At 71.2% G+C, this 23469-nt stretch carries 23 protein-coding genes and 1 pseudogene; 20 read left to right on the forward strand and 4 right to left on the reverse strand.

Going from position 1 to position 23469, the window contains the following annotated elements:
- The first annotated feature begins 26 nt into the window (after positions 1-26).
- The 9 genes from ACWEPL_RS52830 (at position 27) to ACWEPL_RS52870 (ending at position 6752) form a co-directional block, all read left to right on the forward strand.
- Positions 27-335, forward strand: coding sequence for a hypothetical protein (locus tag ACWEPL_RS52830; RefSeq protein ID WP_363966953.1), 309 nt, complete (start codon positions 27-29; stop codon positions 333-335).
- Positions 332-1249, forward strand: coding sequence for an ABC transporter ATP-binding protein (locus tag ACWEPL_RS52835; RefSeq protein ID WP_452440930.1), 918 nt, complete (start codon positions 332-334; stop codon positions 1247-1249). Before ACWEPL_RS52830 ends, ACWEPL_RS52835 begins: the two co-directional genes overlap by 4 nt.
- Entirely contained in the window at positions 1246-2049 is an 804-nt protein-coding gene (locus ACWEPL_RS52840; RefSeq protein ID WP_363966951.1) for an ABC transporter permease, read from the forward strand. Before ACWEPL_RS52835 ends, ACWEPL_RS52840 begins: the two co-directional genes overlap by 4 nt.
- Positions 2028-3221, forward strand: a complete 1194-nt coding sequence (locus ACWEPL_RS52845) for a sensor histidine kinase (protein ID WP_363966949.1) — start codon at positions 2028-2030, stop codon at positions 3219-3221. Before ACWEPL_RS52840 ends, ACWEPL_RS52845 begins: the two co-directional genes overlap by 22 nt.
- Positions 3218-3856, forward strand: a complete 639-nt coding sequence (locus tag ACWEPL_RS52850) for a response regulator transcription factor (RefSeq protein ID WP_355201267.1) — start codon at positions 3218-3220, stop codon at positions 3854-3856. The genes ACWEPL_RS52845 and ACWEPL_RS52850 overlap by 4 nt, the downstream gene beginning before the upstream one ends.
- 69 nt (positions 3857-3925) lie before the next feature.
- The gene (locus tag ACWEPL_RS52855) at positions 3926-5056 is read left to right on the forward strand and encodes a sensor histidine kinase (protein WP_452440932.1); all 1131 of its coding nucleotides are present in this window, start codon (positions 3926-3928) and stop codon (positions 5054-5056) included.
- Entirely contained in the window at positions 5053-5676 is a 624-nt protein-coding gene (locus tag ACWEPL_RS52860; RefSeq protein WP_350736963.1) for a response regulator transcription factor, read from the forward strand. Before ACWEPL_RS52855 ends, ACWEPL_RS52860 begins: the two co-directional genes overlap by 4 nt.
- A 291-nt stretch (positions 5677-5967) precedes the next feature.
- Complete coding sequence (locus ACWEPL_RS52865; protein WP_452440933.1) at positions 5968-6471, forward strand: hypothetical protein; 504 nt, start codon at positions 5968-5970, stop codon at positions 6469-6471.
- Between the two features lie 29 nt (positions 6472-6500).
- Positions 6501-6752, forward strand: coding sequence for a S4 domain-containing protein (locus tag ACWEPL_RS52870; RefSeq protein WP_452440934.1), 252 nt, complete (start codon positions 6501-6503; stop codon positions 6750-6752).
- A gap of 51 nt (positions 6753-6803) precedes the next feature.
- Here the strand turns inward: ACWEPL_RS52870 and ACWEPL_RS52875 are convergent.
- A pseudogene (locus ACWEPL_RS52875) lies at positions 6804-8014 on the reverse strand (benzoate/H(+) symporter BenE family transporter).
- A 126-nt stretch (positions 8015-8140) separates the two neighbouring features.
- Between ACWEPL_RS52875 and ACWEPL_RS52880 the strand changes: the two are divergent.
- Positions 8141-8683, forward strand: coding sequence for a helix-turn-helix domain-containing protein (locus ACWEPL_RS52880; protein ID WP_452440936.1), 543 nt, complete (start codon positions 8141-8143; stop codon positions 8681-8683).
- A gap of 216 nt (positions 8684-8899) precedes the next feature.
- On the opposite strand, the gene ACWEPL_RS52885 is transcribed toward ACWEPL_RS52880, so the two are convergent.
- Positions 8900-9304 carry a hypothetical protein gene (locus ACWEPL_RS52885; protein ID WP_452440938.1) on the reverse strand — a complete coding sequence of 135 codons (405 nt, stop codon included), beginning with the start codon at positions 9302-9304 and terminating at the stop codon, positions 8900-8902.
- Between the two features lie 140 nt (positions 9305-9444).
- Between ACWEPL_RS52885 and ACWEPL_RS52890 the strand changes: the two genes are divergently transcribed.
- The 7 genes from ACWEPL_RS52890 to ACWEPL_RS52920 all read left to right on the forward strand — a co-directional run bounded on the left by ACWEPL_RS52890 (position 9445) and on the right by ACWEPL_RS52920 (position 20923).
- A complete protein-coding gene (locus ACWEPL_RS52890; RefSeq protein WP_452440939.1) occupies positions 9445-11022 on the forward strand; it encodes an SMI1/KNR4 family protein in 1578 nt (525 codons plus the stop codon).
- A 461-nt stretch (positions 11023-11483) separates the two neighbouring features.
- The gene (locus ACWEPL_RS52895; RefSeq protein WP_452440941.1) at positions 11484-12509 is read left to right on the forward strand and encodes a macro domain-containing protein; all 1026 of its coding nucleotides are present in this window, start codon (positions 11484-11486) and stop codon (positions 12507-12509) included.
- 38 nt (positions 12510-12547) lie between these two features.
- Positions 12548-13957: a hypothetical protein gene (locus ACWEPL_RS52900; RefSeq protein WP_452440942.1), complete on the forward strand. Its 1410-nt coding sequence runs from the start codon at positions 12548-12550 to the stop codon at positions 13955-13957.
- Positions 13954-14904: an ARPP-1 family domain-containing protein gene (locus ACWEPL_RS52905; RefSeq protein WP_452440943.1), complete on the forward strand. Its 951-nt coding sequence runs from the start codon at positions 13954-13956 to the stop codon at positions 14902-14904. Before ACWEPL_RS52900 ends, ACWEPL_RS52905 begins: the two co-directional genes overlap by 4 nt.
- Positions 14905-15139: 235 nt before the next feature.
- Positions 15140-18028, forward strand: a complete 2889-nt coding sequence (locus ACWEPL_RS52910; RefSeq protein ID WP_452440945.1) for a M36 family metallopeptidase — start codon at positions 15140-15142, stop codon at positions 18026-18028.
- Positions 18029-18154: 126 nt separating this feature from the next.
- Entirely contained in the window at positions 18155-19375 is a 1221-nt protein-coding gene (locus ACWEPL_RS52915) for an amidohydrolase family protein (RefSeq protein WP_452440946.1), read from the forward strand.
- A gap of 306 nt (positions 19376-19681) precedes the next feature.
- On the forward strand, positions 19682-20923 hold the full coding sequence (locus tag ACWEPL_RS52920; RefSeq protein WP_452440947.1) for a low temperature requirement protein A: 1242 nt from the start codon (positions 19682-19684) through the stop codon (positions 20921-20923).
- On the opposite strand, the gene ACWEPL_RS52925 is transcribed toward ACWEPL_RS52920, so the two are convergent.
- Together ACWEPL_RS52925 and ACWEPL_RS52930 are read right to left on the reverse strand one after the other, a co-directional pair.
- Entirely contained in the window at positions 20887-21828 is a 942-nt protein-coding gene (locus tag ACWEPL_RS52925) for an RNA polymerase sigma-70 factor (RefSeq protein WP_452440949.1), read from the reverse strand. The genes ACWEPL_RS52920 and ACWEPL_RS52925 overlap by 37 nt on opposite strands.
- Positions 21829-21896: 68 nt before the next feature.
- Positions 21897-22226, reverse strand: a complete 330-nt coding sequence (locus ACWEPL_RS52930) for an aldehyde dehydrogenase family protein (RefSeq protein WP_452440951.1) — start codon at positions 22224-22226, stop codon at positions 21897-21899.
- Positions 22227-22302: 76 nt separating this feature from the next.
- On the opposite strand from ACWEPL_RS52930, the gene ACWEPL_RS52935 reads away from it, so the two are divergent.
- The 3 genes from ACWEPL_RS52935 to ACWEPL_RS52945 all read left to right on the forward strand — a co-directional run.
- Entirely contained in the window at positions 22303-23043 is a 741-nt protein-coding gene (locus ACWEPL_RS52935) for an SDR family oxidoreductase (RefSeq protein WP_452440952.1), read from the forward strand.
- 14 nt (positions 23044-23057) lie between these two features.
- Positions 23058-23288: a hypothetical protein gene (locus ACWEPL_RS52940; protein ID WP_452440953.1), complete on the forward strand. Its 231-nt coding sequence runs from the start codon at positions 23058-23060 to the stop codon at positions 23286-23288.
- A 35-nt stretch (positions 23289-23323) separates the two neighbouring features.
- Positions 23324-23469: ferritin-like domain-containing protein (locus tag ACWEPL_RS52945; RefSeq protein ID WP_452440954.1), on the forward strand; the 146-nt coding region annotated here is incomplete at its 3' end.

Below are 23469 nucleotides of genomic sequence, written 5' to 3' on the forward strand. Positions count from 1 at the left end.
AATCCACACAGACTAGGAGACCTCTGATGGCTGAGAGCATGTACGTCTTCGGGGACGAGGACCGCAGGAAGTTCGCCCGGCTGGTGGCGGCGGCGTGGCAGGACGGCGGGCTGCGGGGCCGCTATGACGGCGACCCCAGGCCCCTGCTGAGCCAGTACGGCATCGTCTACCCCGAGGGGGTGCCCACGCCGCCGCTGCCGCCCCAGCCGCAGGGCGAGTTCGACATCAGCGAGCTGGAGTCGGCCGGCGGCTCTGTCGCGTTCACGACGGACGGCACGGCCAGCTCGATCGGCACCGCCCTGTGCAATTCGGTCTGCTTCGGCGACACGCGGTGAGCGAGACGGTGATCGAGGTCTCCGGACTTGGTAAACGCTACGGGCAGTTCACGGCCGTGGACGGCATCTCCTTCGACGTACGCGAGGGGGAGGTGTTCGCCCTCCTCGGCACGAACGGCGCGGGCAAGACCACCACGATCGAGATCCTGGAGGGCTACCTCAGGCCCACCGAGGGCACGGTGCGGGTGTTCGGCGAGGACCCGGCGGGACACCGCGCCCCGCGCGCCAGGATCGGCCTGGTGCTGCAGGAGTCCGGCCTGTTCGGCGACCTGTCGGCGGCCGAGACGGTGGCCGCCTGGAGCAGGTTCACCACCGGCGCCAGACCCGTGGCCGAGGCGCTGGAGCTGGTGGGGCTGTCCGGCCAGGCCCGGACCCGGGTCAAGCGGATGTCCGGCGGCGAGCGGCGCAAGCTCGACATCGCGCTGGCCACGCTCGGAAGCCCCGACCTGCTGTTCCTCGACGAACCGACCACGGGGCTCGACCCCGAGGCCCGCCACCGGGTCCGGGACCTGGTCAGGGATCTCGCGGCCGGCGGGATGACGGTGCTGCTCACCACGCACTACCTGGAGGAGGCCCAGGAGCTCGCCGGCCGGGTGGCCATCATGGACAAGGGCGCCATCGTCACCCAGGGCACGATGGCGGAGGTGCTGGGCCGGGGCTCGGGCCGGGTCGCCTTCGAGCTGCCCGAGGACACCGCCCTCGACGGGCTGCCGGTGGGCGAGCAGGACGCGCTCACCGTGACCGGGCGGCGGTGCGTGATCCTCACCGCCGAGCCCGAGTCGGTGGCGCACTCCGTGCTCGGGTGGGCGCATGTTCGTGGCGTACGGCTCAGCGGTCTGGACGTCCGGCAGGCGACGCTCGAAGAGGTCTTCCTCGACATCGCCGGCGCGCGCGGGGAGGAGGCCAGGACGTGACCGCCTACACGCTCGCGCACTTCCGGCTGACCCAGACGCTGTTCTGGCGCACGCCGGTGTCGGTCGGCGTCGCCCTGTTCTTCCCCGTCGTGTTCGGCGGGCTGATGCCGCTGATGCTGCCGGGCGGGACCAGGGACGGGGCGCCGGTCGATGTCGCCATCATGACCGGCGTCATCGTGATGGGCATCGCCAACCTGGGCTTCATGACCCTGGTGGAGTCCTTCGTCGTGCGGCGGCAACTGCTGATACTCAAGCGGCTGCGCGGGACGGAGCTGCCCGACCTCGCCATCTTCGGCGGGGAGATCCTCACCGTGCTGTCGATCGGCCTGCTGCAGCTCGTGCTGATCGTCGGCCTGGCCAGGGTGATGCACGGTGTCGAGCTGCCGGCCAATCCCGCCCTGCTGGTGGTCACGGTGCTCCTCGGGCTCGCGGTGTTCGCCGCGATGGCCGTCGCGGTGAGCGGCAGGATTCCCGCGCAGGGCTCCACGGTCGTGGTGAGCCTGCCGTTCCTGCTGCTCGCCATCGGCCTGTCCGGGTTCGCCTACCCCGTCTCGGCGTTCCCCGGCTGGTTGCGGATCGTGTCCTCCTTCCTCCCGTTCGGGCGGGTGGCCGAGGGGGTCAGCACCGCCTATCTCGGGCGGGACTACGTGGGACACGCCGGGGCCGGCGTGCCCCCCAAGGTGGGGATCCTGGAGGGCTTCCTGGTCATGTGGCCGGGGTGGCTCGTCCTGGCCGCCTGGCTCGTCCTCTCATTGCTCGCCGCGAAGAGGTGGTTCAAGTGGGAGCCTCGCAGAGGCTGAGGGGCGTCGGGCCGGGCATCGTACGGCTGGCCCGCGCCACGGCCGGGGTCTTCCTCGCCGGCATGGCGGCCTTCGCCGCCGTGCCGCTCGCGGAGGCGCTCGGCGCCTACTCCTCCGTCAGGGTCGTGACCGCGGTCGTCCTCATCATCGGCCTCACCGGCTGCTACCTGTGGCTGGCGGTGCGGGCCGTGCTCGACCGGGGTTCGCGGTGGGATCTCGCGGTGCTGGCCGTGATGTGCGTGGCGGCCCTCGCCGTGCCGTTCGCCGCCGGGCCCACCTGGCTGAGCGTCGGGTTCATGCTTCCGCTCGCGTTCGCGGTCACGCTGCGGGGCCGGTGGGCGGCGCTGGGGTTCTTCGCCTCGCTGGCCGCCGGCCTGGTCCTGCCGGCCTCGCAGGACCTGAGCTGGGTGCTCTTCGGTTCCCTGCAGAACCTGCTCACGGCCGGCGCGCTCGCGGGCCTGACCATCTTCGCGACCTTGCTCGCCGAGTTGCAGCGCACCCGCGAGGAGGCCGCCAAGCTCGCCATCACCGAGGAGCGGCTCAGGTTCGCCCGTGAGCTGCACGATGTGCTGGGGCACAACCTCTCGGTCATCGCCATGCGGACCGAGCTGGGCACACGGATCCCGCCCGAGGAGATCGGGCGGCTGCGCCGCGAGCTGACGGAGATCCACGACATCGCCAGTCGCTCGCTGCACGACGTGCGGGCGGTGGTCAAGGGCTACCGCGAGATGTCGCTGGAGAGGGAGCTGAGCGGGGTGCGCCGGGTGCTGGAGACCGCCGGCGTCCGATGCGACTTCGCCGAACTGCCGCCCTCGCTGCCGCCGGAGGTCCGCGTGGCGCTGGCCTGGGCGGTGCGCGAGGCGGCCACCAACCTGCTGCGCCACAGCGACGCCACGGTCTGCCTGCTCGGGGTCGAGACCGACGGCGACCGCATCACGGTGACCGTCGCCAACGACGGCGTGCGCCCGGACAGCGACTCGATCGCCGCCGGAGCGGCGGACGCCGAGGCGACCGTGGGCGGGAGCGGCCTGGCCGGGCTCGACGAGCGGCTCGCGCAGGTGGGCGGGAGCTGCGGACGGCACACCGAAGACGGCTGGTTCACGCTGTCGCTGGACGTTCCTGGCCGCCTCCCGGCGGCCGCACTCACCTCTGCTACAGGAGACCGGAGATGATCAAAGTTCTGATCGCGGAGGACCACGACCTCATCAGAGGTGCCCTGATCGCCCTCCTGTCGGAGGAGCGGGACATCCGCGTGGTCGAGGAGGTGTCCAGGGGCGACGAGATCGTGCCCGCCGTCGTCGGCTCCAAGCCGGACGTGGCGCTGCTGGACATCGGGCTGCCGGGCATCGACGGCCTGGAGGCGGCGGGCCTGATCAAGGAGCTGGAACAGCCGCCCCCGGTGCTCATTCTCACCAGTGTCGGCACGCCCGGTAACTTCGAGCGGGCCATGGCCGCGGGGGTGCGCGGCTTCCTGGTCAAGGACGCGCCCGCCCACCGGCTCACCGACGCCATCCGGGTGGTGGCCAGGGGCGAACGTTACATCGACTTCGACGTGGCCGCCGACGGCGGCGAGCAGGAGATCGACACCAATCCGCTGACCACGCGGGAGATCGCCGTGCTGTCGGCCGTCGCGGCCGGTGGGCGGGGCAGCGACCTGCGGAGCACCTTGGGGCTGTCGATCCACACGATCAGGAACTACCTCGCCGCCGCCCGCCTGAAGACGGGCGCCCGCAGCGACGAGGACGCCGTGCGCATCGCGCGGGCGAACGGGTGGCTGAACGAGGGATCGGCGGCCGCCGGTAGTTGATTCGCGGGCCAGGAAGGCGTCACGATCAGTACGAAATCATGATGCATCCGGACATGTGGGAGTCCGCCGGTGGCCCAGGACAGCGAGGCGCAGGTCAGGTGGTTGACGACGGCCGTCGTCGCGGTCACCGGGGCGCTGTGGGGGCTCACCCCGCTCGCCTTCCTGCTCAACGGCGATCCGGGCCGGGCCCTGATGGCGCTCGTGCTGCTCGGAGGGCTGCTCGTGGTGTACGCCAGGATCGTCGCCCGGCACATCGCGGGCACGAGCCAGGGGCCGCACCGGGCGCGGACCTTCCTGCTGTTCGCCGTCGTCGTCTACGGGGCGATCCCGTTCCAGGGATCGGTGTGGATCTACACGCCGCTCGTCGTCGCCACCGCCGGGCTGCTCCTGCTGCCCTTCCGGTACGGCGTCATCGTGCTCTTGGTGGTGGCCGCCGCCGAGTACCCGCTGACGCTCGTCGAGTGGGCCCCCGTGGCGTCCTCCGCGGCGCAGCGGAGCGCCGGAGTGCTCGTCGCCTCGGTGGTCGCCGCGGGCATCGTGCACTACGCGAGATTCGTCCGGGAGCTGCGCGAGCTGCGGGTCGCGCTGGCCGAGATGGCCGTGGACCAGGACCGGCTGCGGCTGGCGGGGCAGCTGCACGACCTGCTCGGCCAGACGCTGGCGTCGATCACCCTGAAGACGGAGCTGGCCCTGGCCCTGGTCGACGTGGACCGCAGGCAGGCCGCCGCCGAGCTGGAGGGGACGATCGCCATCGCCGGCGAGGCGCGCGCGGAGATCGGCGACGTCGTGGAGGCCAAACGCTCGCTCGACCTGGGCGCGGAGCTGACGGCGGCCGCCGCGCTGATCGAGCTCACCGGCGCGAGCTGCGACCTGCGTCTGGGCTTCAAGGAGATCGACAAGGAGACCGGCGGCGTACTCGGCTGGACAGTACGCGAGGCGGCCACGAACATCGTCAGGCACAGCGACGCCCGGCACTGCCTGATCGAGCTGGACGAGGTCGACGGACGCGTTCAACTGCTGGTGCGCAACGACGGCACTCGCCGCGAAACGGGCCATCAACCCGGTTCGGGGCTCGCCGGGCTGCGCCGGCGGGTGGAGAAACTGGGCGGATCCCTGGAGGCGGGCGCCACCGGGGAAGGCGTGTTCCAGGTGCGGGTGTGCCTGCCCGCCGTACACGATCGGGAGAGTGGTCACCGGTGATTCGCGTCCTGCTCGCAGAAGACCACGGCGTCGTCAGGGGAGCCCTGACAGCTCTGCTGAACCTCACGGGCGACATCCAGGTCGTGGCCGAGGCCGACCGAGGCGACAAGGTCGTCCCGCGCGCTCTCGCCTGCAACCCGGATGTGGCCGTCATCGACATCGAGATGCCGGGCGTCGACGGCGTCGAGGCCACCCGCCGTCTCAGACCGGCGATGCCGGACTGCCGCGTGCTCATCCTCACCGGCCTCGCCAGCGCCGGGCTGCTGAAGCGGGCAATGGAAGCGGGAGCGAGCGGATTCCTGCTCAAGGACGCCCCCACGGAGCGGCTGGCCGAGAGCATCCGCCGGGTCTCCCAGGGCGAGCGGGTGATCGACGCCTCCCTGGCCCTGGCCGCGATGAGCGCCACGGTGACCCCGCTCACCGAACGGGAGGTGGCCGTGCTCGGCCTGGTCGGTTCGGGCGCCGGCACCGGCGAGATCGCCGCCGAACTCCACCTGTCGGCCGCGACGGTCCGCAACTACATCTCCAGCGCCATCACCAAGACCGGCGCCCGCAACAGGACCGACGCCGTCCGCATCGCCGCCGAATCAGGCTGGATCGAAGGCCTCCGCCACACCTGACCGGCCCTTGCCCATCCGGCACCCGATCCGGGGGCGGCCGGGCGCGGCGAATGCGCGACGCCACACCTGACCGGAACCTGCTCATCCGGCACCCCATCCGGGGGCGGGCGGGCGCGGCTGGCGACAGCGCGACGCCACACCTGACCGGAACCTGCTCATCCGGCACCCCGATCCCGGGGACCGCCGGGCCCGGCGAAAGCGCGACGACAACGCCACGACAGCGCCACGACAGGTCCGTTTCCTAACGTGTCCGTGTAAGGGGGACCCGGTTCGACACGGAGGGGAAAACACATGCGTGGAAGGCAACTCGGCCTGGTCGTGGCTTCGGCGGCCGTCGTCATGGGGGCGCTCCTGACCGCCCCGGCCGCGGCGGGGGCGGCGACGACCACGGGGACGACGGCGGGGACGACGGGGATACGGGCGGCGGCAGGGCCGATCGACTGCGGCGGCTGGTGGCACTACACCGGAAACAACCCGCAGTCCGTACGGATGGTGCGGTGGGGCGGCGCGAACGGGCGTCCCCAGTTCAACGTCATGTCCGGCTACATCCAGGGCATCCAGCACGGCTGGGCCCAGCTCTCCGGGGCCAAGAAGGGTGACTGGGTCACGCTGGACGTGACCACCGACGGCGGCAGGACCTGGGGGTACTGCGGGCCGTTCGAGGCGCGCTGGGACGGCGAGATCGTCATAACGCCGGCCGCGCGTACGTCGAGCGACCCGAACCTGAAGTTCCGCGCCTGCGGTGCCCCGGCCGGAGTCCCCGGCAGCCGGGCAGTCTGCACGACGCCCTGGTGATCTGACCCGGGGGACACGTCAGGGAGACGTTGAGTACCGTTGCGGGGTCGGCATCGGCCCTGGCGCGGGTGGACAGCCGGATCTGGTCGGTGCGGCTCACCAGGACTCGTTCGATCGCGTCCGACGCCTGTCGAGACGGTCACGTCCGGGTCAACGGCGTACGGGTCAAGCCCGCGCACGTCGTCCGAGCCGGCGACCAGGTCCGGCTACGGCACGAGGGACGCGAACGCATCGTTGTCGTCTCCCGGGCCATCACCGAGCGCGTCGGCGTCGCTTCTTGATGTGTTCGGTGAGCTACGGCAGTCATCGATCATTTGCGGCCGGCCTTTCCCCTACGACGGCCGATCGGCCGGCATACCAGCCACCCGGCTCTCGGGACGTTCCGCCCCGGTTTGAACGGTGGATGGCGATTGCTGTTCCAACGGTCGTCGCCTGTGCAGCAGGAGTGCGGTGAGGCCGCCCGCGACCAGGCCCCAGAACGCCGCGCCGATGCTCAGGATCGTCATCCCCGACGCGGTGACCACGAAAGTGACCACCGCGGCCTCCCGTCCCTCCGGCTCGGTCACCGCGCCGGCCAGCGACGAGCCGAGCGCCGACAGCAACGCGAGGCCGGCCACCGCGGTGACCAGCACGGGTGGGGACAGCAGCACCAGAGCCATGGCCAGCCCGGCGCCGAGGCCGAGCGTCAGCTGCCCGGCGCCGAGGGCCACCGTCGCGATCCACCGGCGGCCGGGGTCAGGGTGGGTGTCCGGGCCGGCGGTCAGCGCTGCGGTGATCGCGGCCAGGTTGACGGCGTGACCGCCGAACGGCGCCGCCGCCGCGCTCGCCAGGCCGGTCGCGACGAGGACCGGACGCAGGGGCGGCACGTACCCGTACGTCGCCATGACCGCCATACCGGGGACGTTCTGCGCTGCCATGGTGACGAGAAACAGCGGGATGGCGATGCTCACCACTACGGACGGGTTCAGTGTCGGGGTGGTCAGCTCGACCGCGGGCCGCAGCGCCGCGCCGGACAGGCCGTTGCCGGGTCCGTGCACCGCGATGGCGATGACCGCCACGACCAGCGCACCCGGAACCGCCCACTGCCGCAGGTACCGCTGTAACACCGCCCAGGTCAGGACGACGGGCACGGCCAGCAGCGGGATGTCGACGACGGCGCGGACCGGTGCGGTGCACAGGCTGAGGATGACGCCCGCCAGCATGGCACCGGCGATCGGACGCGGGATGGCGGCGACCGCCAGGGCGACAGGCCGGCCAGGACGATGAGCCCGGCGCAGACGATGAACGCGCCGACTGCGGCCGGGAAACCGCCGGGCACGGGACCGGTCGCCACCAGCAGCGCCGCGCCGGGGGTCGACCAGGCGATGCTGATCGGCATGCGGTATCGCAGCCCGAGGAAGAGCGCCGCCGCCCCGACGCCGCAGCAGAGGGCGAGCAGCCCGGACGCGGCCTGCCCCGGCGTCGCCCCGACGGCGCGCAGCCCGGCGAGCACGACGGTGAACGAACTGGCGTAGCCGACCACCGCGCTGACCAGCCCCGCCATGACGGCCTGCACCCGCACGCCCACCCCTTAGTGTCGCCAGACTCCCAATCGTTCCGTTTACGGAACGAACCATAACCACGTGGTCACCGCGGGACAAGCCCGGCGGCGGAATGCAAGGATTGCCGGGTGGACGGCCGTGAGACGGATATCGGGAGCCGGCTGCGGCGATTGCGGGAGGCCCGTGGCATCTCCCTGTCGGCGCTGGCCCGCAGCGCCGGCATCGGCAAGGCCACCCTGTCCGGCCTGGAACTGGGCACCCGCAACCCGACGCTGGAGACGCTCTACGCGGTGGCGGGAGCCTTGGGCGTACCGTTGACGGCCCTGGTTCTGGAGCCCGGCGCATCGCCCGCAGAGGCCGTCCACGTGCCCGGCGCCGCCGTGACGGCCACACTGCTGGAGGTCTTCGAGGAGCCGACCGCGACGTTCGAGTTGCTGCGCATGCGCGTCCGCCCCGGCATCGTGCAACACTCGCCACCCCACGCTCCAGGCGTGACCGAACACGTCACGGTCTACGCGGGCGTGCTGCGCGCCGGCCCGGCGGACGCCCCCCTGCTGGCTGCGCCAGGCGAGCACATCTCCTGGCAGGCCGACGTCCCACACGTCTACAGCACCGTCGGCCCAGAGGAAGCACTGGCCACCCTACTGATCCGCTCCCCCCGACAGGCCTGAGCCACCGAATCCACGCCGCACGGCGGCCACCAAGGAACGCGCCCCGAAAGCCCGACAATCCTGAGGGCTGATTCGCTTGAGGCCGCCGGGCTCAACACGCCACCGGCTGGCACCGCACCCACCTGGGCGAGGTTCAGCGGGCTCTCGTCCATTGCCACCAGGCCCCGAGGAGATCGCCGACCGTCAGGGGCATGCAACGACCTGTGACAGTCTCGGCTACATCCACCGCCGCCTCGGCCGCTTCGTCCAGGCCGTCACGTGCAACGAGCGGGCGCTGGGGCTGTTCCGTGAGCTCGGGGCCAGGACCTTCGAAGGCGGGGGCGCTCCACTCGCTCGGCGACGCCCACCATGACGCCGGAGACCTCGATGCCGCCCGCCACCGCTGTCGCCGCCGATGCCGACGTCGTTGTCGGTTCCCACCAGCCGCTCGGTCGCATACGGGAACGGGGAGAACGTGCAGGTCACCGAGACACTGTCGACGTCGGGGCCCCAGTGCCGGACGTTGGAGGACCGGCCGTACCGGCAGACGAACTCGCCGACGGAGATGTTGGAGACCGCCTCGACCGACTTGGCGGCCCGCACGTCGGTGCTGCCGGCATAGAAGACCCCCGCGCCGCTCAATGCGATCCGGCCGCCCTGCTCGTTCTTCAGTGGTCACAGCCTCAACCGCGTCGCCCTGCAGCCTCGCCGAGCTCACTTATCGATCTCTCAAGGTCCTCCTCTCGCCACCCCGACCGAGGACGGTGCAGCACAATCCAGGCATGGATCTTGCCGCCCTGGCCGCCGTCATCGGCCCGCCGCCCCCTGCCGCCTTTCCCATCGACTGGCCCGGCATTGAACGGTGGCTCGGACTCCGGCTTCCCGGCGACTACAAACAGTTCGCAGAGCGGTACGGACCCGTGCTGGTCGGGGAGTGGATCTGGATCGTCATGCCCCATCACTCCGAGCTCGGCGGCTACTTCCGCCAACTCGACCAGCGGCAGGGGCTGCAGCGCAGCATCCGCGCCGGTGATCCGCCGTCTCACCCGTTCGCCTTTCATCCCGAACCCGGTGGACTCCTGGTATGGGGTGAGTCGCGCGGAAGCGAGTACTACTTCTGGGACACCTCGGTCTCCGCGGATCCGAACAACTGGCCGACCAGGGTCTTCACCCAGCGTTGGCGGGATGAGACGTGGCAACTGGTGGACGCATCCATGACGGAGGTGCTCGCTGCGCGGGTGAGTGGCAGCCTGGACTTGGGGGAAGCGCTGCCCGCGATGTCGCCTCCGTACGCCTGGAAGTTCGCCCCACTCGTGCTGGCGGATGTGCCGGAGAGGGTCTCCTTCCCGGGAGTGCCGCTCGCTCTCGAGGTCGCCGCGCAGGCGGCGAGGGTCGAGGCGACCACGGGGGTGCCCGAGGACTATGCCGCGCTGGTCGGCGAGTACGGCGTGGGGCGACTGGCCGGCGTGCTGCGGCTGCTCGCTCCGGGCGCGCCGGAGGGCTTCGACCTCAAAGCGGAGGGGGCCGTGGTGAGCGAGCGGTTGCGTTCGCGGCGGGCGGCGGGCCTGCGGGTGGTCCCGTCACCGATCGCGCCCGAGGCCGGCGGGTTGCGGTTGTGGGGTGCGTTCGACGGGGGTGAGACATGCTGGTGGCTTCCTGTCAGCGGCGAGCCGGCCGAGTGGCCGGTGGTGCTGGTCGATGCCGACGGCCTGGGGTGGCAGCGGTTGCCGTACAGCGCCACAGGGTTTCTCGACCGGTGGCTGGACGGGCGGCTGGATCTGCCGGTGCTGTCGCTGTCGGCGGTGCCGCGTCCGCGCATGCTGTTCCCGCCGGGCATCGATCCCGCCCCCTCCGCCACGCCTGCCGGGGAGGCGCCGCGAGACGCGCTGGCGCAGTTGGCGACGATCATCGGAGAGCCGCGGACCGGTGGCCACACCTACGACTGGCCCGCCATCGAGCGGTCACTCGGATTGCGGCTTCCGAGCGACTACAAGCGGTTGTTCGAGGTGTACGGGGCGATCGGGATCAACGGCATCACGATCGGACATCCGGAGGACCTCCAGCAGCAGCACGAAGAGCAGGTCGAATATCTCGACTGGGAGGAAGACGAGGCGATGGCCGTGCACCCCGCACCGGGAGGGCTGCTGTGGTGCGCGAACACCGAAGGCCGCGAGACCATCTGGTGGGACACCCGCGATCCGGACCCCGACCGGTGGACGATGGTCTGGGACGTCGAATTCGACCGGCACACCTTCCCCGGCACTCTGACCGAGCTGGTGATCGCCGACCTGACGAGCAGGCTGGCCTCGTCACTCACCGCGCTGGATCCGTCAGATGGCGGGCCCATGATGTGGTTCTGACGGCGACGACGATTTCATCGTCCTGCTGCGAGCGCTGGTCGGCCCAGGCGAGAGGGCGACACCACCTGCACGACCGCCCCGGCCGGCAGCGTGATCGGCAGCGTGCAGCCGTACTGGCACAGTTACATCCGGTTGGCAAATAAACGACGTGCCATCGGCCGACCTGGCTCGGAAGGCACCCGGTCCGGGGTGGGCATCGGGCGGCCCACCGCTTCGGAGGTCAACGGGTGGGTTCGTGTGCGCCGTCAGGCGCGCCGCTGGAAGGGCGGTCCGAGCGGAGCGAGGTCCTTTGTGGTCGGGGTGGGTGTCAGCAGGCCCACCATCCAGTTGGGCAACGGGTGGGTGGTTCTCGGCCCACCTACCCCCGTCAACTTCGCTGACGTATTAGCCTGATAATCGCGTCCCGTTTTTTTCGGATGGGAGAGCGAATGAAGGCCGATCCCGTTGTTCTGCTTACGGCGGTGTTCAGTCTTGTCCTTGGTCTCGGTGCCTTCGCCTGGCAGTGGCGCGCGCCGGACGGCGGAAACGAGCGGGTGCACATGATCTCCTGGACCCTGCTCGCGCTCTTTCCCGTCACGCTCCTGTTCTCATTCTTCCCGCAGAGCCAATTCTCCGCCGAGATCAAGGGTGCCACCATGACGGGCGCCGTCGGGCTGTGGGCGTTCATCTGGTGGTACGGGCTGCGTTCCCTGCGCACCGCGGGCCGGGCGGACGAATACCGGAAGGAGATCCGCGCACTGCGGGAGAAGATCGACACGCACGCGAAAATGCGGCAGCCGCAGCCCATCGAGGAGACGCGGACGTACGAATACACGGTCCACGGCCGGCCCTCGCGGCGGCTCGTGCTCATCACCGGCGACCTGCGCAACGTCAAGGACGTGGACGTCTGGGTGAACTCCGAGAACACCGACATGCAGATGTCCAGGTTCCACGAGCGGTCGATCTCCGCCGTCATCCGGTACGAGGGCGCGCGGCGCGATCCCCTGACCGAGCGGGTGGTCGAGGACTGCGTGGCCGACGAGCTCGGCCGGCGGGTGGGCGCCAACGTGCCCGTGGAGCCCGGGACCGCCATCGTGACCGGGGCGCACCAGCTCGCCGAGCGCAACGGCGTCATGGGCATCGTGCACGCCGCCGCCGTCCACGGGGCCGCCGGCGTCGGGTACCGCCGGGTGGACAATCTGGGAACGTGCGTGCGCAACGTGTTCCTGCGGGCCGAGGAGATCGCCGATGGCGGGCGGCGGGCCGGTTCGATCGTGTTTCCCATCTTCGGGACCGGTGAGGCGGCGGCCGACGTCGAGTCCACGGTCCAGAGCATGCTGACGGCCATTGTCGCTCACCTGACCGACGGCCGTCCCCGGCAGGTCGAAACCGTCTATTTGCTGGCCTACACCGACGCGGAATTGGCGGTCTGCGAAAAAGCACTTGACGCGTCCGCGCATATCTCTCCGGCCGGGAAGGCCGGGAAGAAACGTACCCGGCAAAAATAAGTGTCGCCCGGCGGGTCGGATTCCTTAATCTCGATCTCGTGGACACTCCGACTCTTCTCCAGCATTTCAGGACGCACGACGCCCCTTTGGTCCTGTCCAGGGGCGGCGATCTGGCCTGGGACGACGCGGAGCTCCACCGCAGTGCCCGGCTGAGCGACCCCGAGGGATACGCGCTGCTGGCGCTGGTGCCCGGTGTGCTCCCCTGGCAGCGGGCCCGCGTGCTGCTGTGCACGCTGGCCGCCTCGCAGGACGGCCTGGACGAGCACACCCGCGCGACCCTGGCCAAGGTCACGAGGGCGCTCATGTTCGGCCTGCCGCCGGCGTACGCCGTCACCGCGCTCCTGGCGCTGCGGCGGCTGCGCGTCAACCACAAGCACGCCACGCGGGCCGTCGTCGCGTTCGTCCTGGAGCACCCGGAGGCCGACGCGCTCATCGAGGCGCGCAGGCCGGCGCTGGTCGACTGCTTCGAGCACGCGCTTGGTAAGGCGACCGCGCGCGGGTGCGCCCGCCTGATCGCGGAGGGCGACACCGGGTCCGGCCGGCTGCGCAGGAGCCTGCTGCGCTTCACCTCCGACCCGGCCGTGGCGATCGGGCGGGTGCGCGCGCTCTACGCGCCCGGCACGTACGGCGCGGAGGCCCCGCAGGAGCCGCCGGCGCCGCTCGACCAGGTCGGGGAGCGCCCGCCTATCGTCACGCCGACCAACCGGGGCGACATCGCCGCGACGCTGGTGCACCTCTACCGGGGTGGGCCGGCCGCCGAGCTGCGGCCCGCGCTGGCGGGCTACGTGGCCGAGGCGACGCGCGGGCTGCCGCGCCTGGCCGGCCACGTGGCCGTGGTGCTCGACACGTCGGGCTCCATGCGCGGGTACGGCGATCGCGAGTGGGCGGTCATGTCGCAGGCCGCGGCGCTGAGGCTGGTCCTGGCCGAGGTCTGCGAGCGCCTCACGGTGATCGAGACCGCCGAGGCCCTCGAGGTCCGCGAGCGCCTCACGGCGGGCGAAACGGGTGAGGTTTGCGAGCGCCTCACGATGATCGAGACCGCCGAGACCGCCGAGGCCCCCGAGGTCCGCGAGCGCCTCACGGCGGGCGAGACCGTCGATGGCGCGACCGACCTGGCGACCCGGCTGCTCGACGCCCTGGACACCCGCCCCGACCTGGTGGTGATCGTGACCGACGGCTACGAGAACGTCCTGCCGGGCGACCTGGCCAGGGTGGCGGCCACGCTGCCCCGCGCGGGCGTCACCACTCCGGTGGTGCTCTGCCAGGCCACGTTCACCGCCGGCGACGACCTGACCCTGCGCGACCCGGCGCCGCTGCTGCCGCGCCGGCCGTTCTGGCATCAGGACGACTTCGCCGGGCTGCTGCCGTGGCTGTTCGGCCACTGCGCGCCCGGCCGTGACTGGATCCGTACGGCCATGCTGAGCCGACTGGAAGGAGGACGCACATGACCGCACTCGAGACGCTCCTGCCCGCGCCGCTCGACCTGCGCGGCTACCGCGCGGGCGCGCCGCAGCGCGCCGGGGCGCTGACCATGGTGCCGATCTGGGGCCCCGAGCGGCCCGGCATCGTGCCGCCCCGCTCCGGGCTGAAGCTCGAGCGGGTCGTCGGGTACGGCCGGGTCGAGCTGCTCAACGGCGCCCGCGAGGGTGTGGCGATCGTGCCGCTGCACATCGGCTACATCCAGGACGCCGCCCAGAACCACGCCCTGTGCTCCGCGGCGCTGATGGGCGCCGGGCAGACGAGGCGGTTCGACGACGCCTGCTGCGTCCAGGCCGGCCAGGGCGGTTACCTGGAGGGCCGCGACCAGTGGTTCTTCGTGCTGCCGGTGGAGCTGCGGGCCAAGGCGCTGGAGCTGCGCGGGCACCACGACTACGCCAAGCTGTGGCCGGACATCTCCGAGCTCAACGCCGCGTGCGGGCTGCCGTCGCGCGGGCACCTGGAGCAGATCCTGTCGCGCAAGCGGGCGACGCTGACCCAGTTCCAGAGCCGGCTGGAGCTGCTGCCGGGCCAGCTCGGCGCGCTGTTCTTCGTGGGCGACAGGTTCGCGGGGCTGGAGCTGGCGCCCGATCCGGTGTACTTCGCCGAGATGTGGATGGCGCTGGTCTGCTTCGCGTACGGGGTCGCCGCCTGGCGGGCCGAGCCCGAGCGGGCCGACGCGGAGCCGTACGAGGCGGGCAGCCTGGCGGAGCTGCGCGCGGAGCTGGCGCGCGACCGGGTCGCCCGTCAGGCAGAGGTGGCCTCCTGGCTGCCCGCGCCGGCCGGTGACGTGCGCATGGTCGAGGAGGAGCGCTACCTCGACCTGCGGCTGTCCACCGTGACCGGCGACGGGCTGGCCGGTCAGGTGGTCACCGAGCACGGGCGGCCGGTGTACGCGTCGCTGTTCGCGAGCCGGTAAATCCGGTTGCGGCGGGTCCACGACGACAGGTTGAATGATCAGTGCGGGAACTGCGCCGGGCACGGCGGGCTCAACCCCTCATGCCATGTAAGGGCGTCGTTTTGAGAACGGCTCTATGGTCCGCCGAGGCGCCGGCCACCGGTCCCGCACTGAGATCTTGCCAGCCCCCGGACTCGGTGTTACCTCTTGCGGGATGCGTGCAATCCGCGCATCCCTGAGACGCAGGAGGGAACCGTTGTCCTGGTTACGCAGTGCACTCGTCGCCGTCGCGCTCGCCGCGTCGGCACTACCCCTCGCAGGGCCCGCCCGGGGCGAACCCGGCGGGCAGGCCCCCATCCATGACTTCCAGGCCGAAGAGCACGGCAGGCCGGACGTGGACAACCGGCAGGGCAGGGTCGCCCCGCCCGCCGGACTGAACGCCCGCAGCGCCGGGACGGCGGCCGAGATCCGCTGGAACGCTCTCGGCACCCCCGCGGCCGTCACCAGCGCCGAACCGCTGGCCGAAGGGCTCGGGTCCGATCCCGAGCAGGCCGCCCGCACGTACCTCAAGAACAACCCCGCCGTCTTCGGCCTGTCCGCGCAGGCGGTGGACGCGCTGGAGCGGGTCGCGGTCAACCCCGTCGGAGCGGGTCACGCCGTGCTGCTGCGCCAGCGCTTCGGCGACCTGCCGGCCGGCGTGGACGGCCTCGTCGCGATCGGCGTGGTGAACGGCCAGATCAGGCACGTCACCTCCTCGCTGTCCCGCGAGACGGAGGCGCCGCCGGCCGCGACGATCACCGCGCAGCAGGCGCTGGAGATCGCGGCCAGGGACGGCGGCATCGACCTGGCCACGGCGGCCACCAAGCAGGCCACGCCGGTGGCGGTGCCCGCTCCCGACGGGGTGCACAGCGCGTACCAGGTGGTCCTGATCGGTGGCTCGAGCGGCGAGGCGGCGGGGTACACGACGCACGTGGACGCCGTCAGCGGCGCCATCCTCGTACGGGAGAACCTGGTCGACCACTTCGACCCCGAGAATCCGCGCTGGAAGGCCTTCCCGGCTAACCCGCGCGACGACTACTCCTCCCGTGACACCCGCCAGACCTGGTGCTTCGCGGCGGGCCCCGGCTGCGACTACGTGACCGGCGGCGACCCGGCGACCGGCAAGGCGTGGGACGTCGACCACGCCACGGACGCCTCGACGAACACCAGCGCCGGCAACGCGACCAAGACGACCGAGAACCGGGCGAACGGCGACCCGTTCTCCGTCGGGACCCGCACCAACGTGCTCACCCCGAGCAGGAACTACCTCTTCCCGTGGAAGAACACCTGGCACGAGTCCAAGTGCGACCCGGCGGTGTTCGACCAGGCCGGCGAGGCCGACCTGGAAGCCGCCATCGCCAACCTGAACGCGATGCACAACAGGATGCACGACTGGTCGTACCGGCTCGGCTTCACCGAGACGGCCTGGAACATGCAGGCGGACAACGGCGCCCGCGGCGGCCTCGGCGGCGACGCCGAGCAGGGGAACGCGCAGGCCGGCGCGCGGGTGCTGTCCGTGCGCGACAACGCCAACCAGATCACCGGCCCTGACGGGCTCGCGCCGATCACGAACATGTACCTGTGGCAGCCGATCGCCGGCTCGTTCTACTCGCCCTGCGTGGACGGCGACTACGACATGTCGGTCATCGGCCACGAATACACGCACGCGATCTCCGGCCGCATGATCGGCGGCCCGAACGCCGGCTGGAGCGGCGCCCAGGCCGGGGCCATGAACGAGAGCACCTCCGACCTGTTCGCGATGGAGCATCTCTTCGAGTACGGCTTCCGCCCCTCGGGCCTGACCCCGTACGTGACCGGCGGCTACGTGACCGGGGACAAGGAACGCGGCATCAGGAACTACGACATGTCCAAGTCGCCGCTGAACTACAGCGACGTCGCGTACGACATCGTCGGCCAGCAGGTGCACGCGGACGGCGAGATCTGGTCGGCGACCCAGTTCGACGTGCGCGCGGCGTTCGTCAAGCGGTACGGCGACGGCACGGCCAGGCAGCAGCGGGCCTGCGCGGACGGGCAGACGCCGGTCGAGCGGTGCCCGGGCAACCGGCGCTGGGCGCAGCTGTCGTTCGACGCCCTGCTGCTGATGGCCTCGGGCGCGGTCAGCTACGTCGACCACCGCGACGCGCTGCTGGCGGCCGACGCGATGCGGTTCGGCGGCAAGAACCAGGACATCATGTGGCGCGCGTTCGCCGAGCACGGCCTGGGCAAGGGCGCGGCCAGCACCGGCGCGAACGACGCGGACCCGACGCCGAGCTTCGTCAACCCCGCGGGCAAGAACGGCTCGCTGCAGCTCAAGCCGCTGGGTGAGGCGAAGGGTGCGGCGCTGCGGCTGTATGTGGGCGACTATGAGGGCCGCGCGGTCCCGGTCGCCGACACCGACCCGGCGACGCCGCTGGGCGACACGGTGGAGATGACGCCCGGCGTGTACTCGTTCATCGTGGCGGGCAACGGGTTCGGGCACACGCGGCTGAAGTTCGTGGTGGTGGGCGGCGTGCAGTTGCCGCTCCCGCTGCCGCTGACCCGCAACCTCGCCTCGGCGGCGGGCGGCGCGACGGCCACGGGCGACGGCGTCAACCAGGCCAAGCTGATCGACGAGACCGAGGCCACGAACTGGGCCTCGCTCACCGGCGCGCCCGCCGGCAAGTCGGTCGTGGTGGACCTGGCGGGCGACGCGCCGGTCAAGGTCCGCCGCGTGCAGGTGAGCGCGATGCTGCGGCCCAACGTCAACGACGCGGCCGACCCGGGCGGGCAGAACCGCTTCTCCAGCGTGCGCTCGTTCGAGGTGCTGGCCTGCGGTTCGGGCTGCACCGACCCGGCGAACTTCACGAAGATCTACACCAGCCCCTCGGACGCCTTCAAGTCGGGGCTGCCGCGTCCCCGGGGCGCCGACATGATCTTCAAGTCGTTCGACGTGCGGGCCACGAGTGCCACGCATCTGATGTTCCGGGTGCTCAGCACGCAGTGCACCGGCAATCCGCTGTACGCCGGTGAGCAGGACCAGGATCCGAACTCCGCGACGGACTGCGCCACGGCCAGCCCGCAGCGGGAGCAGGTGAGGGCGGCCGAGTTCCAGGCGTTCTCGCACTGAGGTCGTGATTCTGTACGGCCCGCGTCCTCTTGGGCGCGGGCCGTTCGCGTGCTTGCTCTCTGGTAGTTCGAGGTCGTACTATTCGGGGCAGATCTAGTTAGATGTCGAATTATCTGGGGGAGAAATATGCGTACCCTGATTCGTGGTGTCCGGGTCTTCGACGGCGAGCGGACCGTGCCGGCGGCCGACGTGGTGATCGACGGCGACCGCATCGGCGCGGTCGCCATCGGCGGCGAGGTCGCCGGCCACGTGGACGCCGTGATCGACGGCGCCGGGAAGACCCTGCTGCCGGGCCTGATCGACGCGCACACGCACGCCTTCGAGGGCGACCTGGCCGAGGCGCTGACGTTCGGCGTCACCACCGAGCTCGACATGAACAACCTGCCGCCGCTCCTCGCCGCCCAGCGCCGCCAGGCCGCCGAACGCGACGACGTGGCCGACATCCGCAGCTCCAGCATGATCGCCACCGCCCCGCACGGGCACCCGACCCAGATCATGACCGCGGACGTGCTCAAGGCCCTCGGCACGGACCGCACCCTCGACACGGTGGCCGACTCGGGCGAGGCCAAGGCGTTCGTGGAGGCCCGGCTGGCCGAAGGCGTCGACTACCTCAAGATCGCCATCGACGACGGCGGGTCGTCCGGGATGCGGCTGCCCGCCCTCAGCCCCGAGCTCGCCGCCGTCCTGGTCGAGGCCGGGCACGCCGCCGGCCTGCGGGTCATCGCACACACGGTCACCGCCAGGGAGGCGCTCATCGCCTTGGACGCGGGCGCCGACGGGCTCGCGCACCTGTACTCCGACGTGAACGAGGAGCAGGCCGAGGAGATGGCGGCCAGGATCGCCGCGTACGACGCGTTCGTGATCAGCACGATCACCTACATCGAGGCCGTCACCGGCGACCCGAACGGCCGGGAACTGCTGCGCGACCCGCGGATCGCCGTGCGCATGTCGGACCGCTCGAAGGCCACGTTCGGCCGGGAGTGGGCGGACATCCCCATGCACTCCCAGGGCGCCATCAACGCCTCGCACGCGGCCGCGGCCCTGCGGCGGGCGGGGGTGCCGGTGCTGGCGGGCACGGACTGCACCCCGTTCGGGCCGGTGCACGGGGCGGGCCTGCACCACGAGCTGCTGCTGCTGACGGAGGCGGGCTGGACGGCGGAGCAGGCGCTGGCGGCGGCCACCGGCACCACGGCCCGCCTCTTCGGCCTGACGGACCGGGGCCGCATCGCCCCTGGCCTCCGGGCGGACCTGCTGCTCGTGAACGGCGACCCGACCACGGACATCACGGCGTCCCGGGCCATCGAGGAGGTGTGGCGAGGCGGCGTACGACGTAGGTGGGCCGACTGACACCCACCCTGCCAAAAGGATCAGCCCGGTCGATTGACCGCGTGATTGTTCGATCGGTCGTTTCCCATGTCGGCCCCACGATGCTTGCCGGCTGGGCGAGATCGGCCTGACCGAGGTGATGGCCGCGCTCAGTGATCCGATCCGGGTCGGCCTGGTGCGAGTGCCGGCCGACAGCCGTGAGCGCGGGTGGGGCGAGTCGCAGGCGCCGGTGGCCAGGTCGACGCTGTCGCGCCCAGTTGTCACAGACCGGGCCGCCGCCCTGTCTTACAGACGGACCGGACGTTGCGCAGCGACAGGAGCGAGACCTTGCCACCCACCGGCACCACCATCCGCCTTCGGGTCCGGATGAGCGCCCGCCCCATCGACGAGCCGCACCGCGCTTCGAGCCAGCTCGAGCTGCTGTTCGACCTCACCTTCGTGGTCGCGGTCGCCGCCGTCACCGCCCAGCTCGCGCACAACCTCGCCGACGGTCACGGCCTCGCCGCACTGGTCCCGTTCCTCCAGGTGTTCTTCGCGATCTGGTGGGCGTGGATGAACTTCACCTGGTTCGCCTCGTCCTACGACACCGACGATGTCGCCTACCGGCTGCTGACGATGGTGCAGATGGCCGGCGTGCTGACCCTCGCCGCCGGCGTGCCCGCCGCGTTCAGTCACTCCGACTACGGCATCATCACCCTCGGCTACGTCATCATGAGGGTCGGGCTCGTCGCCCAATGGCTGCGAGCCGGTCTCGAAGACCCGGCCGGCCGCCGCACCGCGCTGCGCTACGCCGCCGGGATCAGCCTCGTGACGGCGGGCTGGGCGCTGCGCTACCTGTTCGCGGAGCTGGGCCTGCTGCCCTCCTTCGTCGGACTGCTGGTCCTTGTCCTCCTGGACGTACTGGAACTCTCGGTGCCGCGGTGGGCGGAACGGGCCAGGCCCACCACCTGGCACCCGCACCACATCGCCGAGCGCTACGGTCTGTTCACGATCATTCTGCTCGGTGAGAGCGTGCTGGCCGCGAGCAGGGGAGTCGAGGGAGCGCTCGAAGCGGGCCAGATCAGGGGAGCCTTCGTCGTCATCGCCGGTTGCGGGCTCGTGCTGCTGTTCGCGCTCTGGTGGCTGTACTTCCTCATCGAGGCGGGGGAGGGGCTCAGTGACCGCCGGCATCGCTCGTACCTGTGGGGGTACGGCCACTACGGCATCTTCGCGGCGCTGGCGTCCCTCGGCGCCGGGCTGGAGGTGGGGGTGGAGCAGAGCGGGCACGCGGTCGCGGCGTCGCCGCAGGCACTCGGCTACGCGGTCGCCATCCCGGTCGGTGTGTATCTCGCGCTGCTGTGGGCCGCGCACGCGCTGGTCGCCGCCGAGCCCGTCATCTATCCCGCCGCGGTCCTGAGCTGCGTCGCCGCCGTCCTGCTGCTGCCGCTCGCGGCGCCCTGGATCGGGGTGGCCGCCGTGGTCGCGGCGATCACGGCCCTCTGTGTGCTGCTGGTCGCCGTCTCGATCACGACCGCGGCCGCCGGGAGGCGTCGTCAGGGCCCGCTGCTGTCCACCTCCGGCGAGTCGTGACCTTCGGCGGCGGTGGACATGGCGGTGAGCTTGGCGGGGTTCATCATCCACAGCACCTGGTCGATGCCCTGGTCCGAGGCGTTGACGGTGAGGACCGTGAACACCTGTCCGTCGCGGCTCAGCAGCGCTGCGGTCTGGCCGTTCGTGCTCGCCCAGGCCACCTCGACCCCGGCCCAGAACCGGCTCGCGAACGCCCTCACGTACTTCGCCACCCGCTCCGCGCCCACCACAGGGAAGCGGGAGGCGCGGACGGCTCCGCCGCCGTCGGAGTAGCTGATCACGTCGGCGGCGAAGAGCTCTTCGAGAGCGGTCATGTCGCCGGAGCGGGCGGCGGCGACGAAGGCGGTGAGGAGGCGGCGTTGTTCGGCTTGGGTGACGGGGGTGCGGCGGGTGATGAGGACGCGTTTGCGGGCTCTGCTGACGAGCTGGCGTACGGCGGGTTCGTTGAGTTCGAGGATGTCGGCGATCTGCCGGTAGGGGTAGTCGAACGCCTCTCGTAGCACGTAGGCGGCGCGTTCGGTGGGGGAGAGGCGTTCCAGGAGGAGCAGGACGGCGAACTCCAGGGCTTCGGCGCGTTCGGCGCCGAGGTAGGGGTCGGCGGCGGTGTCGACGGGTTCGGGCAGCCAGGGGCCGAGGTAGGTTTCGCGGCGGACGCGGGCGGACTGGGTGGCGTTGATCGCCAGCCGGGTGGTCGTGGTGGCCAGGAACGCGGCGGGGTCGTCGACCTTGGCGCGGTCGTAGGCCTGCCAGCGCAGCCAGACGTCCTGGACCAGGTCTTCGGCTTCGGTGACGCTGGCGAGCATCCGGTACGCGATCCCGAACAGGCGTGGTCGCACCCCGGCGAACACCGCCGCCGCCTGCTCCAGACCGGCCACCGCCATCTCCCCCTGCCCCTCGACTGCCACCTACCGCCTACCCCTCGAGCAGCGAGGACAGCCCGCGGCAGGTAACAGTACCGGGAGATCTCCGCTGGTCAGCTCTGGATGGACTTGGTCTCGAGATACTCCTCGAGGCCGTGGCGGCCGAACTCGCGGCCGTTGCCCGACTGCTTGTAACCGCCGAACGGCGCGAGCACATTCCAGCCGGCGCCGTTGACGTCCACCTGGCCGGTACGCAGCCGACGACGTACGCCACCGCGAGCTCCACCGCCTCCTCCTGGCGCGACGCCGGAACCAGTATCCGCGGCCACGCACCGCAGACCTGGCCGCCGTTGGTGAAGAGCATGTCGATGCCGGGATGCGCCGCGATGGCCGCGCCGACGGTCCAGCACTGAGGTCGAAGGAATTTCGGCGGCTGCTGTCACAAGCCCGGAGGCTGCCCTGTCTTAGCTGACGACCGGCTGGCACACGGGTGCCCCGGCGGGACAGAGAGGGTGCGCCATGAAGGTCGTCGTGGTCGGCGGGACCGGTCTGATCGGGTCGAAGGTGGTGGCCATGCTGGGGGAGCACGGTCACGAGGCGGTGGCGGCGGCGCCGAGCACCGGTGTCAACACGCTGACCGGTGAGGGGTTGGCGGAGGTGTTGGCGGGTGCGCAGGTGGTGGTGGACGTGTCGAACTCGCCGTCGTTCGAGCCCGCGGCGGTGATGGAGTTCTTCGAGACCTCCACGGGCAACCTGCTGGCCGCGGAGGCGGTGGCCGGGGTCGGTCATCATGTCGCGCTGTCGGTGGTGGGCACGGAACGGATGCCCGAGAACGGCTATTTCGCGGCGAAGATCGCTCAGGAGCAGTTGATCGAGAAGTCGGGGATCCCGTTCTCGCTCGTGCACGCGACGCAGTTCTTCGAGTTCGTACGGGCCATCGCGGAGGAGGCCACGGACGGCGACACGGTGCGGATCGCGCCGGTGCGGTTCCAGCCCATCGCGGGTGAGGAGGTCGCCCAGGCGGTCGGCCGGGTCGCGGTGGGGCAGCCGCTGAACGGCCGGGTCGAGGTGGGCGGCCCCGACGACGTCCGGATGGACGAGTTCTTCCGCGATGCCCTGGCCGCCTGGGGCGACCCGCGCACGGTGGTCGCCGACCCGCAGGCCCGTTACTACGGCAGCGTGCCGGGCGAGCGGACGCTGGTGCCCGGTGAGGACGCGATCCTCGGCACCATCCACTACCTCGACTGGCTCGGCAAGTAACGCATGGAGGAAAGATGAGCGCTCCCAACAGCGAGGACGACTTCCTGTACGAGCTCCAGATCGAGGTCGAGACGGAGGTGACCCTGATCGAGGCGAGCCATCCGGAGGAGGTCGCCGAGCTGTCGGTCACCGAGTGGCTGTTCGACCCGACGGACGCCGAGCGCGAGGAGATCGGCCTGCGGGGCCTGCTCGACGCGGTCGAGGCACTGGAGGACGGCTCCCGGCCCGGCGATCACGTCGCGTGACACGCCCTTCTTCCCACAACCGAGTCAGGACACCGATGAAACACCTGGAACCCCAGCGAACCCGGATCGACACCCTCGAAAGCCTGCGCGAGCACCTGCAGTGGGCGATCGAGCTGGAACACGCGACCCTGCCGCCGTACCTGTGCGCGCTGTACTCGCTCGACCCGGAGCGCAACCCCGA

The sequence above is a fragment of the Nonomuraea sp. NPDC004186 genome (assembly GCF_053603495.1).